This is a genomic window from Streptomyces sp. NPDC111802, from assembly GCF_055634335.1.
Genome location: NZ_JBVKCZ010000005.1, coordinates 112,946 through 127,236, shown reverse-complemented (window position 1 = coordinate 127,236; position 14,291 = coordinate 112,946). Strand labels below are relative to the sequence as shown.

Here is a 14,291-nt window from a genome sequence, read left to right as displayed (position 1 = left end):
TACCGTGAGGGCATGGAACAGCGCATCACTCTGATCACGCTGGGAGTCTCCGATCTCGCCCGTTCCAAGGCCTTCTACGAGGCTCTGGGCTGGCGCGGGCAGGAGGTCGAGGAGACCGTGTTCTTCCAGGCGGGCGGCCTGGGGCTGGTGCTGTGGGGGCGGGACAAGCTGGCGCGTGACTGCGGACTGGAGCCCGGGGCGGCGGGCGGTTTCGGCGGGATCGTCCTTGCGCACAACGTCCGGTCCGAGGCGGAGGTCGATGCCCTTCTCGCGGCGGTGGAGCGGGCGGGCGGGACGGTCACCAAGCCCGCGGCCGTCAACGCGATCGGCTTCTACTCCAGTGCCTTCGTCGACCCCGACGGTCACGCGTGGGAGGTCGCCCACAACCCCGGTTTCCCCCTGGCCGAGGACGGCTCGGTCACTCTGCCGGACTTCGGCGCGCCCTAGCCCCCTGGTCAGGGTGGGGGACGGCGGTCTAACGTCCGTGCATGGCAGCTCCTTCCGACCTCGCTTTCGACCCCTGGGACCCGGCGTTCCTCGCCGACCCCTACCCCGCCTACGCCGAACTGCGGGCCAGGGGCCGTGTGCACTGGTTCGCGCCCACGAACCAGTGGCTGGTGCCGCACCACGCGGATGTCTCGGCGCTGCTGCGAGATCGCCGCCTCGGCCGGACGTACCAGCACCGGTTCACGCACGAGGACTTCGGGCGTACCGCGCCGCCGCCGGAGCACGAGCCGTTCCACGTCCTGAACGACCACGGGATGCTCGACCTGGAGCCGCCGGACCACACCCGGATCCGCCGGCTGGTGTCGAAGGCGTTCACACCGCGCACGGTGGAGCGGCTGCGGCCGTATGTGCGGGACCTGGCGGGCGAGCTGGTGTCCGGGCTGGTCGCGGCGGGCGGCGGTGATCTGCTGACGGATGTCGCGGAGCCGCTGCCGGTGGCGGTGATCGCGGAGATGCTGGGCATTCCCGAGGCGGACCGGGGGCAGTTGCGGCCCTGGTCGGCGGACATCTGCGGGATGTACGAGCTGAACCCGTCGCAGGAGACGGCGGCGAGGGCGGTTCGGGCGTCGGTCGAGTTCTCGGACTACCTCACGGAGCTGATCGCGGCCCGCCGCAAGGAACCGGGTGACGATCTGATCTCCGGTCTGATCGAGGCCCACGACGAGGGCGACCGGCTCACCGAGCAGGAGATGATCTCCACGGCGGTCCTGCTCCTCAACGCCGGCCACGAGGCCACGGTGAACGCCACGGTCAACGGCTGGTGGGCCCTGTTCCGCAACCCCGGCCAGCTGGCGGCCCTGCGCGCCGACCACTCCCTGATCCCGTCCGCGATCGAGGAGCTGATGCGCTACGACACCCCGCTCCAGCTCTTCGAACGCTGGGTCCTGGACGAGATCGAGATCGACGGCACGACGATCCCGCGGGGAGCGGAGATCGCCATGCTCTTCGGCTCCGCGAACCATGACCCCGACGTCTTCGAGACCCCGGAGACGCTCGACCTCACCCGCAAGGACAACCCGCACATCTCCTTCAGCGCGGGCATCCACTACTGCATCGGCGCCCCGCTGGCCCGCATCGAGCTGGCGGCGTCGATGACGGCCCTGCTGGAGCAGGCCCCGACGCTGCGACTGGCGGCGGAGCCGGAGCGTAAGCCGAACTTCGTGATCCGGGGCCTGGAAGGGCTTGGCGTCGAGGTGGGGTGATCACCCGTTCGGATGATCGCCGGGCGAACCCCGATCGACAGCCGTCGGCGGCTCGGCAAGCTGGTGCCTGCCTGCGAAGGGAGGCACCATGACGGTTATGGCAGAGCGTGCGTCGTCTCAGTTGTCGGTGGACATGTTCGAGCGGATCGCAGAATTCGCCGCTCGCGAGGACGAGACCGTCAGCTTCGAGTTCATCGGCGGACGGATCGGGGTCAAGAAAGTGACGAACGGCAGCCACGGCGAGATCGCGATGTGGTTGGTCTTCAAGTGCAAGCAAGCACGACCTGACCTCACCCTCTATACGACGAACCAGGGGCTGAAGGTCGAGGCGTACCGCAGGGGCCGGGCCCGGCCCGACGCCCTGCTCGCGCCGGTGGGCTACTTCAATGGCCAGGGCGACTGGGCCAGACCCGACGGCGTGTTGATGGCCGTCGAGATCACGTCGTACGACTCGGACACACACAACCGTGACCGAGTGGAGAAGCCCCGGGCATACGCCGAGGCCGGTATCCCCGTCTACTTGCTGATCGACCGGGACAATCTCTCGGTCCTCGTGCACACCGCCCCCGATCTGGAAGACGGTTACCGCGAGATCCACACAGTGCGGCTGGGGGGCAAGGTCACCCTCCCCGACCCCGTAGGCATCGAACTCGACACCGAGGAACTCAAGCAGTACGTCGACTGATCCCGTCACGTCGTCATGTCCCGCCGCCGCAACCCCCCCAGCCCCCCGGCCACCAACGCCACCGCGAGACCGGTGAGGACCAGCACCGGCCCCCACTCCATCCCGCCCCCCGGCAGCTTCGGCAGATGCCCGAAGGGGGACACGTCCAGCACCGGCTGCGGAACATCGAGCGCGGGGCCCACCCAGCCGACCAGCAGGACCGCGCCGGCCACCGCCCACGCCGCCATCGCCGCTTGTGGGAAGAGGCCGTACAACAGGAGCGCCAGGCCGCCGATGACCCAGATCGCCGGGAGCTGTACCAGGCACGCGCCCAGGATCGGGCCGGTCTCCTTGCCGTAACCGGCCGCGAAACCCAGCCCCGCGAGCAGCATGATCAGCGCGGATCCGGCGAAGGCGATCACCAGGTGGCCCGCCGCCCAGCGAAGGCGGCCCACCGCGTTCGCCAGGATCGGTTCCGCCCGCATCGAGGTCTCCTCGCCGTGCAGCCGTAGGACTGATGCCACCACGTACAGGGCCGCGATGAGCCCGAGCATGCCGACCATCGACGCCAGGAACGCGTCGGTCAGCCCCGACTGCCCGCCCATCCGCTCGAAGATCTCCCGCGCGTTCTCGTTGTCGCCGACCAGGTCGGCCACCCCGTCGGTCAGCCCCCCGTAGACGACCCCGGCGAGGAAGAACCCGATGCTCCAGCCGAGCACGCTGCCGCGCTGCAGCCGCCAGGCCAGCGCGCCCGCCGTCCCGAGACGGCCGAAAGCGGGCCCCGGACGCGCGGGCAGGAAGCTCATGCCGACGTCCCGGCGGCCGGCGAGGGCATAAGCCACCACGCCCTGCACCGAGGCCGCCCCCGCGAACAGCAGCAGCACCCACCAGCGCTCGTCCGCGAACGGCCGCAGGTTCTCCAGCCAGCCCAGCGGCGAGGCCCACGTCAGCGCCGACGAACCGTCGTCCGACGCCGAGTCGCCCGCCGCGCGCAGCACGAACGCGGCGGCCAGCAGCCCGGCCGTCAGTCCCCGCGCCAGCCGCGCGCTCTCGGTGAACTGGGCGACGATCGCCGCCAGCGTGGCGAAGACCATGCCGACCCCGGCGAGCCCGAGCCCGAAGGCCAGTGCCCCGGAGGCGCCCAGCCCGGCCAGACCTGCCGTCACCAGCAGCGCCAGCGCGGCGTTCGCGACAACCGCCGTCAGCAGCGCGGCCGTCAGCGACGCCCTGCGGCCCACCATCCCGGACGCCACCAGTTCGTGACGGCCGCTCTCCTCCTCGTCCCTGGTGTGCCGTACGACGAGGAGCATGCTCACCACGGCGGCGAGGGCGCCCGCGTACACGCCCACCCGCCAGGCCGTCAGGGCGCCGATCGAGTCGTCGAAGACCGGGCCGATCAGAGCGCGGAAGGAGGCGTTGGTGGCCGTGTTCTGGACGAGGTCGGCGCGTTCGGCGGGGGTGGCGTACAGGTTCTCCAGGGTGTTCGGCATGGAGAGGATCATCAGCGCGTTCACGCCCACCCAGACCGGGATCATCAGCCGGTCGCGGCGCAGGGCGAAGCGCAGCAGGGTTGCGGTGCCCGCGAGTTGGCGCGAGCCTGCGGGCCGTACCCCGAAGGCCGTGGCGGTCATCGGGCAGCCACCTCGCTCATGTCCGCCTGGTAGTGCCGCAGGAACAGCTCCTCCAGCGTCGGCGGGGTCGAGGTGAGCGACCGTATGCCGGACTCGCTGAGCGAGCGCAGTACGGCGTCGAGCTTGTCGGTGTCGACCTGGAGGCGGACCCGGCGGCCCTGGACGTCGAGGTCGTGGACCCCGGGCAGGTGTGACAACCCGTTGGGCGGGCCCGCCAGTTCGGCCGTCACGCTCGTCCGGGTCAGATGGCGCAGGTCGGCGAGCGAGCCGCTCTCGACCGTGCGGCCCTTGCGGATGATGCTGACCCGGTCGCAGAGTTCCTCGACCTCGCTGAGGATGTGGGACGACAGCAGGATGGTGCGGCCGCGGTCGCGCTCCTCCTCCACGCAGCGCTGGAAGACCTCCTCCATCAGCGGGTCGAGGCCCGACGTCGGCTCGTCCAGGATCAGCAGGTCCACGTCCGAGGCGAACGCGGCGACCAGGGCGACCTTCTGCCGGTTGCCCTTGGAGTACGTGCGGCCCTTCTTGGTGGGGTCCAGTTCGAAGCGCTCGATCAGCTCGGCGCGGCGCTGCTTGTCGAGGCCGCCGCGCAGCCGGCCGTACAGGTCGATGACCTCGCCGCCGGAGAGGTTGCGCCACAGGGTGACGTCGCCGGGGACGTAGGCGATCCGGCGGTGGATCTCCACCGCGTCCGCCCAGGGGTCGCGGCCGAGCACCCGGGCGCCGCCGGAGTCGGCGCGCAGCAGGCCGAGCAGGACGCGGATGGTGGTGGACTTGCCGGAGCCGTTGGGGCCGAGGAAGCCGTGGACCTCGCCGGTCTCGACGGCCAGGTCGAGGCCGTCGAGCGCGTGCGTCCTGCCGAACGACTTGTGCAGTCCGGATACCTCGATGGCGGGGTTTGCCTTCGTCATGGTTCAGAACGTACGCTTCTTTCAGAAATTTGTGAAGTTAAGGAAGCGTATAAAGGCTCGATAGGATGGACGGATGACGGAGTCAGCCGGGGCCGGCCGGGACGCGGAGTCCGTGTCGAAGTTCGTGGAGTCCTTCGCGGCGCAGCTGGTGGAGGCCGGGATGCAGCGCATGGCGGCCAGGGTCTTCGCCGCGCTGCTCGCCTCCGACAAGGGTGTGCTGACCTCCGCCGAACTGGGCGAACAGCTGCGGATCAGCCCGGCGGCGGTCTCCGGCGCGGTGCGCTACCTGGCCCAGACGCACATGGTGTCGCGTGAGCGGGAGCCCGGATCGCGTCGGGAGCGCTACCGGGTGCACGGCGACCAGTGGTACGAGGCCCTCACCAACCGCGAAGCCGTCCTCAAGCGGTGGGAGTCGGCCTTGCGTGAAGGTGTCACCAGCCTCGGCGCCGACACCCCGGCGGGGCGCCGCCTGGCCGAGACGCTCGCCTTCTTCGAGTTCGTCGAGGTGGAGGTCGCGGGCATGATGGAACGCTGGCGGGTGTACCGCGAGAAGACCTTCGGACAGGGCTGACCCTCCCGGGCTCACCGCCCCGGCAGCACCAACCGCAGCGCGCCTTCCCCCACCGTCCATGTCCGTCTGCGCACCGGCCCGGAGACCCCCGCGTCCGCCCGGTACCGGAAATGCGCCCCCGACACGGTCACCGTCCGCCCCTCGGCCCGCAGCGGCGAGGCCTCCGCCCCCACCGAGGCCGGCCGCACCTCCACCTCGGCCACCCCGGCGCCCCCCGGCGTCACCGACACCCCCTCCACCGGCTGGTCGAGGTCCACCAGCGTCGCCCCGTCGACCTCGACGCGCAGCCGCGCCGGGCCGGGCGACCCGGGTACCGGGGCACCCCGGGCCGGCACCAGTGTCCGTACGAGCGACTGGCACGTCCGCAGCCACGGACGCCCCGCCCCAGGCCCCACCGCGCTCGCCCCGACCGGCGCGGCGGGGTCCCGTATCGGCGGGATCCGCAGCGCGCCCAGCACCACCCCGTCGCTGTCGTCCACGAGCAGATCCAGCCGCCGCTCCACCCCGTCCAGCACCGCCCGCGCCGCCGCGACCGCCCCCGTCGGCACCCCCAGGGATCCGGCCAGCGACAGCGCAGCCCCGACCGGCACCACCGACAGCACGCATTCGGCCAGCTGCCGTTGCCGGTGCAGCAGCGCCACCGTGCGCAGCAGCGTCCCGTCGTCGCCGATGACCACGGGCCTGCGCGACCCGCGTTTCGCCAGGGCGCGGGCGAATTCGTCCGGACCCTCCGGTAGGCACACTTTCGTCGCCGCACCCGCGCTGAGCACGTCTTTCGCGATCCTGACGGACTCGCCGTCCGTCCTCCGGGCGATCGGATCGATCACCACCAGCAGCTGATCGGACATCGCGAAAGTCGCCACCTCGGCCATGCCTCGCTTCCTCGGGTAGCATCTTTGTGCAAGAGCCCCTTGCGCTATTGCGCCAGGGGCTTCGTCTATTCCGGGGCCATCCGGTCCGACGGTTCGCGGCCAACGACGGTCGCGGACGGTCGTGGTGCACACGGTGGAAGACCTCCGTGTGACACCCCTGACCTTGGACATGCCCCGCCCGGAAGGGGTGTACGCGCGTGCCCGCACTTGTGCTGCTCGGTGCTCAGTGGGGTGACGAGGGTAAAGGGAAGGCCACCGACCTGCTCGGCGGATCCGTCGACTACGTGGTCCGCTACCAGGGCGGCAACAATGCCGGCCACACGGTCGTCGTCGGCGACCAGAAGTATGCCCTCCACCTTCTCCCCTCCGGCATCCTCTCCCCGGGATGCACCCCGGTCATCGGCAACGGCGTCGTCGTCGACCCGTCGGTCCTGCTCTCCGAGCTGAGCGGTCTGAACGAGCGTGGCGTCGACACGTCCAAGCTCCTCATCAGCGGAAACGCGCACATCATCACGCCGTACAACGTGACGGTGGACAAGGTGACGGAACGCTTCCTCGGCAAGCGGAAGATCGGCACCACCGGGCGCGGCATCGGCCCGACCTACGCCGACAAGATCAACCGCGTGGGTATCCGGGTCCAGGACCTCTACGACGAGTCGATCCTCACCCAGAAGGTCGAAGCCGCCCTCGACGTCAAGAACCAGGTCCTCACCAAGCTCTACAACCGGCGCGCGATCGCCGTCGAGCAGGTCGTCGAGGAACTGCTGGGCTACGCGGAGCAGATCAAGCCGTTCGTCGCCGACACGGTGCTGATCCTCAACCAGGCGCTGGAGGACGACAAGGTGGTCCTCTTCGAGGGCGGCCAGGGCACCCTGCTCGACATCGACCACGGGACCTATCCCTTCGTCACCTCCTCGAACCCGACGGCGGGCGGTGCCTGCACGGGCGCGGGCGTGGGCCCGACGAAGATCAGCCGCGTCATCGGCATCCTCAAGGCGTACACGACCCGGGTCGGCGCCGGCCCGTTCCCGACCGAGCTGTTCGACGAGGACGGCGAGGCGCTGCGCCGGATCGGCGGCGAGCGGGGTGTGACGACCGGCCGTGACCGTCGCTGCGGCTGGTTCGACGCGGTCATCGCCCGCTACGCGACCCGCGTGAACGGCCTGACCGACTTCTTCCTCACCAAGCTCGACGTCCTCACCGGCTGGGAGCAGATCCCGGTCTGTGTGGCGTACGAGATCGACGGCAGGCGCGTCGAGGAACTGCCGTACTCGCAGACCGACTTCCACCACGCCAAGCCGGTCTACGAGATGCTGCCCGGCTGGTCCGAGGACATCTCGAAGGCCAAGTCGTTCTCCGACCTCCCGAAGAACGCCCAGGCCTACGTCAAGGCGCTGGAGGAGATGTCCGGCGCCCCGATCTCCGCGATCGGTGTGGGTCCGGGCCGGGACGAGACGATCGAGGTCAACTCGTTCCTGTAGGCCGCGAATCCCTGGTCCCCGCCGGAAGCCTTCCGGCGGGGACCAGGCGTATAAGCGTTTGAGTGACTTATCGGGATTTTACCTCCCCTGCGCGGTAGGACTCTCTTCGCATCGCACCCCACAGTCGAAGAGGAGAACCTTCGTGCGTCGTGTCCTCAAGCTCCTGACCATGACGTTCCTCACGCTCGCCCTCGGCGTCTCGCCCGCCCTCGCGGACAGCCCGCATTTCATCGGGTCCCCGACGTGCGCCCCCAAGACGATCTCGCAAAGTGGCGCGTCCATCACGTGCAGCGGCAAGGTGGCCGGTCTGGGAACAGGTCCTGCCGCGGTCTTCGTGACGGCCGATCAGGTCCGCGTCCAGTACATCTGCGTCAACAGGGGCGGGAACACTGCCCCGGGTCACCCGGCCTTCTTCGGCCCTACGACGGGCGCGACCCAGACCATCAACCCCCGTGCGGGCCAGATCACGTTCAGCGTGTCGCTCAACACGCCCCCGAACCCTCCGGCGAGCCAGGTGTGTCCCAACGGCAACTGGCGGGTGCAGGTCGTCTCGGCGACCTTCGTCAATGTCGTGCTGCACGTCCAGCAGCCGGCCGGCAACGACATCCTTACCTGGTTCTTCCATGACATCGACCCGTCGTAATCCGCGGGTTGCGTCCCTGCAGGTGTGAGTGAGAAGCGTCCGGCCAGGTATTGGCCGGGCGTTTCTGCAGTGGGTGCCCCTGCTCAGGAGCCCGTGTGCCCGTCAGTCCCATGAACCGCCGGGAGTTCATGCACAAGTCGGCGTCGGTAGAGGAAGGGCCGGTTCGCGTCGGTCAGGGGCGCGATCTGCGTCATCCCGGCACGCCGGGGCCCGTACGGCAGGGGGCGACTTCGAGGCAGTGGCCGCCGCCGTCGCTGTACGACGACTTGCGCCAGGCGTGGGCGACTTCGACGCAGGCTCCGCCGCCGCTGTCGCTGTAGCTCGACTTGAACCAGCGAAGGTTTCTGGTGCCGGTCATCGTTTCTTCCCTGCCAACTGCTTGATGAAGGCCGGTGATTCGTCGGGACTCAGGGCCTGTGCTCGGGCCCGCGTACGTTCCGCGCAGCCCACGCTCCAGCGGGAGTACCTGCACACAAACATTGTCCCGCTGGGCGTCCTCGGCGAGCGAGCGCAGTTGCCCGCGCAGAATCTCCCAGCTGCCGAACGGACGCCGCAGCACGCTCTCTTCCAGGATCAGCTCGATCATCGGGGTCGGATCCCGTGAGCAGCTCCGCCCGGCCGGTGACGCCGCGCTTGCGGCAGACGGCCTTGAGGTGACCGTTGACGGTGTGGACCGACATGCCGAGGCCGCGTGCGATCTGCTTGGCCGCCGCCCCGTCCAGCAGGTGCTCGATCACCTGCCGCTCGCGGGCGGTGACGCCGTACCAGGATCCGAGGGAGACCAGCAGCTCACGTGCCGGCACGGCCCGTACCAGCACGGCCACCGCCCCGTCCGGGTCCAGAGGCCGGCCTTCCGCGGAGATCCACCGGCCGAACCGGGCTGCCGGGCAGTGCATCACCGGCGCCGGGATCCCGGGCTCCCGCAGGGTCCGCCGCGTCTGAGCGGCGATGCCGGAGACCAACGCGTCCACCCAGCTGGCCGGATGATGCTCGCGCAGCCGCTCCGCCCACCACGCGGCCATCGGCGTGGCGCCGGTGACCTTGCCGGCCGCCTGCTCCTCGGCGACCGGCTGCACCGGGCCGCTGAGCACGTCAGCTCCAGCACCCGCGCGGCGTCCGCCCTGTCGAAGGCCCGGCCACCGGCCGACCGCAGCAGGGCCAGCGAACCCCATACGCCGTGCGAGTCCCGCAGCTCACCACCGACCCCGTGGGCGTCGAACAACTGCCGAATCGACCGATCCCGCGGACCCCGACCGGTGCCCACAAGACCAGTCGGCATCGGCCGCCGGACCAGATCCGTCGGCAGGCACGGATCGTCGCCGGCCAGGTAGCTCCGCATGAACGCGCAGTAACCGCCCATCAGCGCCCATGTCGGTCAACGTCGCCCGGCATCACCACTGCCGCAACCGACTTCACAGGACTGCCCCATGTGTTCGACCGCGCGGCTATGCCGACGGATCACCCGATGGCGCCATGAAACGGGCGAAGTGCATCCAACGCCCATAGCGTGAGGCCGTACAGCCCCGTCAGGCGAAAGGTCACTGTCATGCGCGTGTTGCTTCAGGCCCATCTCGACACCGAGAAGACGAACGCCATCATCCGCAACGGCAAGATGCCTCAGCTGATGCAGGAGATCGTCGGCGCCTTCAAGCCGGAGGCCTCGTACTTCACGGCCGACGGAGGGGTCCGCACGATGTTCCTGGTCTTCGACATGCAGGACTCCTCCCAAATGCCGCCGCTCACCGAGCCGCTCTTCGAGACGTTCGGCGCCGAGGTGGACTACACGCCGGTGATGAACCTCGACGACGTGCAGAAGGGCCTGTCCCAGCTGAAGATCAGCTGAACACGATCATCGACCCCTGGGCCAGGGACCGCGTCGCCGCCGCGTGCAGCCCCAGCCACACATGCCGTTCACGGGCGAAGGGGCTCGGGTCGTAGGGGCCGGGGACGGCCGGTTCCTCCAAGTCCGTCGGGGTGAGCGGGGCCTGTGGTGCCGCCGGGGGGTTGGCCGGGTCGATGCCGATCACCGGGGCCACGAACTCCAGCTCGCGCAGGAGTGACTGGGCGGAGCCCAGGGGGCCGCCGCCCGCGAGGAGTTCGTCGTTGGACAGCGGGTTCGGGAAGTCGACGGGGACGTAGGCACCTGCGTGGTCGTAGTGCCAGACCAGGTGCGACTGCTTGGCCGTCGACTCGAACATCTCCAGCAGCTGCTCGTAGTCGCCGCCCAGTTCGTCGACCGGGGTGACTTCCAGCCCGCAGACCTGGAGCAGATACGCGCGCCGCAGGAAGTGCAGCGCGTCGTAGTCGAAGCCGGCCACCGGGGCCACGTCACCGGACAGGCCCGGCATGTACTGGTACACCGGCACCGGTGGCAGCCCGGCCTCGGCGAGCACCTTGTTGTATTGCGCGAGTTCCTCGGCGAAGGGGTTGTCGGGGGTGTGGCACAACACGTCGACAAGCGGTACCAGCCACAGGTCACAGGCCAAAAGAGGGCTCCTCACACAGCGGTCGCACGGCGTGGCTAATGCGTAGCACAGTGGTCAGGGAAGGGTAATCGGTGCGGCTCGGGGGCGGACCCCTTGTGCAGGCCCGTTCGTACGGATGTGGGCTCCTCACGCGGACTCCTCGTACGGGCTCCTCATCCAGGTCCCCGCTTGTGCAGGTCCCATACCCATACTCCGCCGACCCACCTACCGGGCTCGCCCACCAGCTTCCGCACGGTCGCACGCAGCGCGTCGTCGTGCGGCTGCGGGGCGAGCACCAGTACGCCCGCCTTCCAGTACGCCAGGTCCACCCCGGCCTGCTCCCGCCACGACTCGTTGACCGGCGGGATGTCGCCGGAGTCGCGCACATCACGCAGCAGGTTGGAGGTGAAGCGGGGCTCGGCGCCGTAGATGCCGACGCGTTCGTCGCCGTAGGGGCCGTTGAAGTAGCCGCCGGGCAGCTTGAAGCCGAGGCCGGCCTCGGTCTGCCAGTGCAGCGCCTCCGCGTCGGCGGGATCGGGCAGCGGCACCGGCACGAGTGACTCGCCCTCGCGGACGTACGACTTCCAGGTGCCGTCCGCGATGAAGGCGGGCACGTCGGCGCGGTCGACGGCCCTCAGCGGGGCCGGGATCAGGGGGAGCAGGGCGAGGGCGACGCCCAGCAGGCCGACGTGGCGCATGCCCAGGGGGCGCGTCACCGGCAGCCGGTCGACGGCGAGAGCGAGCAGCATCCCCAGCGCGGGGGCGCAGATCATCGCGACCCGGCTCTCGATGACCGCGTCGAACAACGGCTTGTCGGCGAGGAGTTCCCATGGGCCGGGGAGGGTGACATCCGTCAGCGGTATCCGGAACTCCCGCCCAAGCGACAGAAACGCCGCGGCCACCGCCGTGAACGCCAGCGCTCTGACCAGGGCCCGCTCCCACAGCCGTACGACGACGGCGAAGGCGAGCAGGACCAGCGGCCAGCCGTAGAAGGCGTTCTGCTCGGTGGTGTTGAAGGCCAGGGCGTTCGCCGTCTCCGCGTCGCCCGCGAGCCAGGAGCGCTCGGCGAAGGAGAGCAGGGCGAGGGGGCTGTTGAAGGAGCGCGGGTTGTGCTCGATGCCGGTGTAGCTCTGCGGACCGGCGAACTGCCAGACGAGGGGATACACGATGACGGGCAGACAGACGGAGGCGCCGATGAGGAGGCCGCTGAGCAGCGGACGCCAGGAGTCCCGCGCCGTTTCCGGGCGTACGACGGCGTAGGCGGCGGCGAACAGCAGCAGGCCCAGCGCCGCCAGCAGCAACGGCTCCTCGCCGAGGAAGACCTGGTACGCAGCCATCAGACCCAGCAGCACCCCGTCCCGTACCACCCGGGTGCCCGTGCACAGGCGCAGGGCCCGGTCGATGATCAGCGGGATCATGAACAGGACCACGAAGTTGGGGTGCGCGTGGGCGTGGCTGACCATCGGCGGGGCGAAGGCGGCGAGGGACGCGCCCAGGAAGGCCGCGATCCTCCCGCGTACGACGTACTTGACGATCAGCCGGTACCAGGCAGCCGCGGTGACGGCGAGGCCCAGCGTCATGACCAGGCTGAGGGTGACCGCGGGGCCGGCGGCGAGCGTGAGGGGTGTGAGGGGGACGGACATGCCGAGCATGACCGTGTTGGCCATCAGGTTGACGCCGTCGGGGAAGCCCTGGAGGTCGGTGAAGAGGGGGTTGCGGAAATGGGCGACGTTGTCGGCGGTGACCGCGAAGAACCACTCCCACTGGTGCTGGTCGCGCAGGGAGTCGGGGAGGTAGCGGTGGGCGGGGGCGAAGAAGCGGCCGGAGTAGAGGGCCACCGACATCAGGAGGAAGAGGAGGCCTGCGAAGAGGTCGGCGGGGCGCAGGGAGCGCAGCGCGATGCGGGACATCTCGGTGAGGACGCGGACGTAGTCGAGGGGGCCGACCTTCGAGCCGGGCCGGTGGGACCAGCGGACGGGGACCTCGGCGATGGGCAGTCCGGCGCGGCGCAGGTGCCGTAACACCTCGACGTCTATGCCCCAGCCGTTGACGCGGGAGGCGGCGTAGGCCTCGCGGGCGCGGTCGCCGTCGTAGAGCTTGAAACCGCACTGGGTGTCGCGGATGCCGGGGAGGACCGTGCCGCGTATGAGCAGGTTCCCGGCGCGGCCCAGGAGTTCGCGCGGCCGGGGCTGGCGGTCGCCGATCGTGGCGCCGGGGGCCGAACGGGAGCCGATCGCCGCCGAGTTGCCCTCGGCGAGCGCCTTGTCGAGCCGCTCCAGCTCCTCGATCGGCGTCGCGAGATCGGCGTCGGTGACCAGCACACGGCGGCCTCGGGAGGCGGCGACACCGAGCCGGAGGGCGTGGCCCTTGCCGCGGTTGCGGGTGCCGGTGACCAGATGGACACGGGGGTCCTGGCGGGCGGTGACGAGGTCGCGGGTGGCGTCGGTGGAACCGTCGTCGGCGACGATGATCTCCCACTCGGTCCAGCGGGCGTCCTCGGCGGCCAGGTGGTCGGTGAGGGTGTCGAGGGTGGGGATGAGGCGGTGTTGTTCGTTGTAGGCGGGGATGACGACGGAGAGATCGCAGGACTCGGGTTCGGCGAGCTCCGGCAGGCCCCGCTCAGGGCTCACTCGGCCGCCAGTCGCTCGATCAGGGCGACGGAGTCGGCGTCGTTGGCGGCGATGATCGAGCGGGCCGTGGGCAGATCGCGGCGCATCAGGGCGTCCACCAGGCCGGTGTGCCCGGACCACAGGCGGCCGCGCAGATCGTCGAGGCGGCGCAGGTGCTGGACCGCGCAGACCCAGGACTGCAGGCGCAGCCGGTGCAGGAAGTCCGCGAGGTAGGGGTTGCCGAAGAGGGCGGCGAGTTCGCGCCAGAAGCGCAGGTCGTAGCCGATGAGCACGGTGAGGTCGCCGGCGGTGGCGGCGCGCTGTGCCTCCTCGGCGCGGCGGCGCACTCCGGCCACGGCGGCGGCGACGCGTGGGTTGTCGGGGTCGCGCTGGGCCGAGCGGTCGGTGGCCAGGACCTGGAACATGCCGTCGGTGACCAGGCCGCGGGCCTCGACGATGTCGCGGTAGTCCGCCACGGAGTACTCGTGCACGCGGAAGCCGCGGTGCTGGTCGGCCTCCAGGAGGCCCTGCGCGGAGAGGTCGACGAGGGCTTCGCGTACCGGCGTCGCGGAGACTCCGTACTGTTCGGCGATCTCCTTGACGGTGAATTCGCGGCCCGCCTGGAGGCGCCCGGCCAGTACCTCGTCCCGCAGCGCGTCCGCGATCTGCTGGCGCAGGGTACTTCGCGTGACGGAGCCGTTGCTGCCGGTGCCGGGCATGGTCAGGGCGTCTCCC

At 70.2% G+C, this 14,291-nt stretch carries 13 protein-coding genes and 3 pseudogenes; 7 read left to right on the top strand and 9 right to left on the bottom strand.

Going from position 1 to position 14,291, the window contains the following annotated elements:
* Positions 1-12 precede the first annotated feature (12 nt).
* The 3 genes from ACZ7NC_RS06820 (at position 13) to ACZ7NC_RS06810 (ending at position 2,394) form a co-directional block, all read left to right on the top strand.
* The gene (locus tag ACZ7NC_RS06820; RefSeq protein ID WP_471485547.1) at positions 13-447 is read left to right on the top strand and encodes a VOC family protein; all 435 of its coding nucleotides are present in this window, start codon (positions 13-15) and stop codon (positions 445-447) included.
* Positions 448-488: 41 nt separating this feature from the next.
* A complete protein-coding gene (locus ACZ7NC_RS06815; RefSeq protein WP_471485545.1) occupies positions 489-1,709 on the top strand; it encodes a cytochrome P450 in 1,221 nt (406 codons plus the stop codon).
* 88 nt (positions 1,710-1,797) lie between these two features.
* Complete coding sequence (locus ACZ7NC_RS06810) at positions 1,798-2,394, top strand: Uma2 family endonuclease (protein ID WP_471485544.1); 597 nt, start codon at positions 1,798-1,800, stop codon at positions 2,392-2,394.
* A gap of 5 nt (positions 2,395-2,399) precedes the next feature.
* Here the strand turns inward: ACZ7NC_RS06810 and ACZ7NC_RS06805 are convergent, their stop codons facing one another.
* The gene (locus ACZ7NC_RS06805) at positions 2,400-4,004 is read right to left on the bottom strand and encodes an ABC transporter permease (protein WP_471485542.1); all 1,605 of its coding nucleotides are present in this window, start codon (positions 4,002-4,004) and stop codon (positions 2,400-2,402) included.
* Positions 4,001-4,915, bottom strand: coding sequence for an ABC transporter ATP-binding protein (locus ACZ7NC_RS06800; protein ID WP_471485541.1), 915 nt, complete (start codon positions 4,913-4,915; stop codon positions 4,001-4,003). The genes ACZ7NC_RS06805 and ACZ7NC_RS06800 overlap by 4 nt, the downstream gene beginning before the upstream one ends.
* Positions 4,916-4,988: 73 nt before the next feature.
* On the opposite strand from ACZ7NC_RS06800, the gene ACZ7NC_RS06795 reads away from it, so the two are divergent.
* Complete coding sequence (locus tag ACZ7NC_RS06795; RefSeq protein WP_471485540.1) at positions 4,989-5,486, top strand: GbsR/MarR family transcriptional regulator; 498 nt, start codon at positions 4,989-4,991, stop codon at positions 5,484-5,486.
* An 11-nt stretch (positions 5,487-5,497) separates the two neighbouring features.
* Here ACZ7NC_RS06795 and ACZ7NC_RS06790 read toward each other — a convergent pair whose 3' ends face one another.
* Entirely contained in the window at positions 5,498-6,358 is an 861-nt protein-coding gene (locus tag ACZ7NC_RS06790; RefSeq protein ID WP_471485539.1) for a diacylglycerol kinase family protein, read from the bottom strand.
* A gap of 197 nt (positions 6,359-6,555) precedes the next feature.
* Here ACZ7NC_RS06790 and ACZ7NC_RS06785 point away from each other — a divergent pair, with 197 nt between their 5' ends.
* Positions 6,556-7,839, top strand: a complete 1,284-nt coding sequence (locus ACZ7NC_RS06785) for an adenylosuccinate synthase (protein ID WP_471485538.1) — start codon at positions 6,556-6,558, stop codon at positions 7,837-7,839.
* Positions 7,840-7,981: 142 nt separating this feature from the next.
* Entirely contained in the window at positions 7,982-8,482 is a 501-nt protein-coding gene (locus tag ACZ7NC_RS06780) for a hypothetical protein (protein WP_471485537.1), read from the top strand.
* Positions 8,483-8,699: 217 nt separating this feature from the next.
* Here ACZ7NC_RS06780 and ACZ7NC_RS06775 read toward each other — a convergent pair.
* From ACZ7NC_RS06775 to ACZ7NC_RS06765, 3 pseudogenes are all read right to left on the bottom strand, one after another.
* A pseudogene (locus ACZ7NC_RS06775) lies at positions 8,700-8,840 on the bottom strand (DUF397 domain-containing protein); the annotation flags it as partial.
* Between the two features lie 54 nt (positions 8,841-8,894).
* Positions 8,895-9,083: pseudogene (locus tag ACZ7NC_RS06770) on the bottom strand (Scr1 family TA system antitoxin-like transcriptional regulator); the annotation flags it as partial.
* Between the two features lie 16 nt (positions 9,084-9,099).
* Positions 9,100-9,378: pseudogene (locus ACZ7NC_RS06765) on the bottom strand (helix-turn-helix transcriptional regulator); the annotation flags it as partial.
* Between the two features lie 650 nt (positions 9,379-10,028).
* Between ACZ7NC_RS06765 and ACZ7NC_RS06760 the strand changes: the two are divergent.
* Complete coding sequence (locus tag ACZ7NC_RS06760) at positions 10,029-10,325, top strand: hypothetical protein (RefSeq protein ID WP_471485535.1); 297 nt, start codon at positions 10,029-10,031, stop codon at positions 10,323-10,325.
* On the opposite strand, the gene ACZ7NC_RS06755 is transcribed toward ACZ7NC_RS06760, so the two are convergent.
* The 3 genes from ACZ7NC_RS06755 to ACZ7NC_RS06745 all read right to left on the bottom strand — a co-directional run bounded on the left by ACZ7NC_RS06755 (position 10,318) and on the right by ACZ7NC_RS06745 (position 14,275).
* Positions 10,318-10,968, bottom strand: a complete 651-nt coding sequence (locus ACZ7NC_RS06755) for a hypothetical protein (RefSeq protein WP_471485533.1) — start codon at positions 10,966-10,968, stop codon at positions 10,318-10,320. The two genes, ACZ7NC_RS06760 and ACZ7NC_RS06755, sit on opposite strands and share 8 nt — an antisense overlap.
* A 152-nt stretch (positions 10,969-11,120) precedes the next feature.
* Positions 11,121-13,577, bottom strand: coding sequence for a dolichyl-phosphate beta-glucosyltransferase (locus tag ACZ7NC_RS06750; protein WP_471485531.1), 2,457 nt, complete (start codon positions 13,575-13,577; stop codon positions 11,121-11,123).
* A complete protein-coding gene (locus ACZ7NC_RS06745) occupies positions 13,574-14,275 on the bottom strand; it encodes a GntR family transcriptional regulator (RefSeq protein WP_471485529.1) in 702 nt (233 codons plus the stop codon). The genes ACZ7NC_RS06750 and ACZ7NC_RS06745 overlap by 4 nt, the downstream gene beginning before the upstream one ends.
* Positions 14,276-14,291 lie beyond the last annotated feature (16 nt).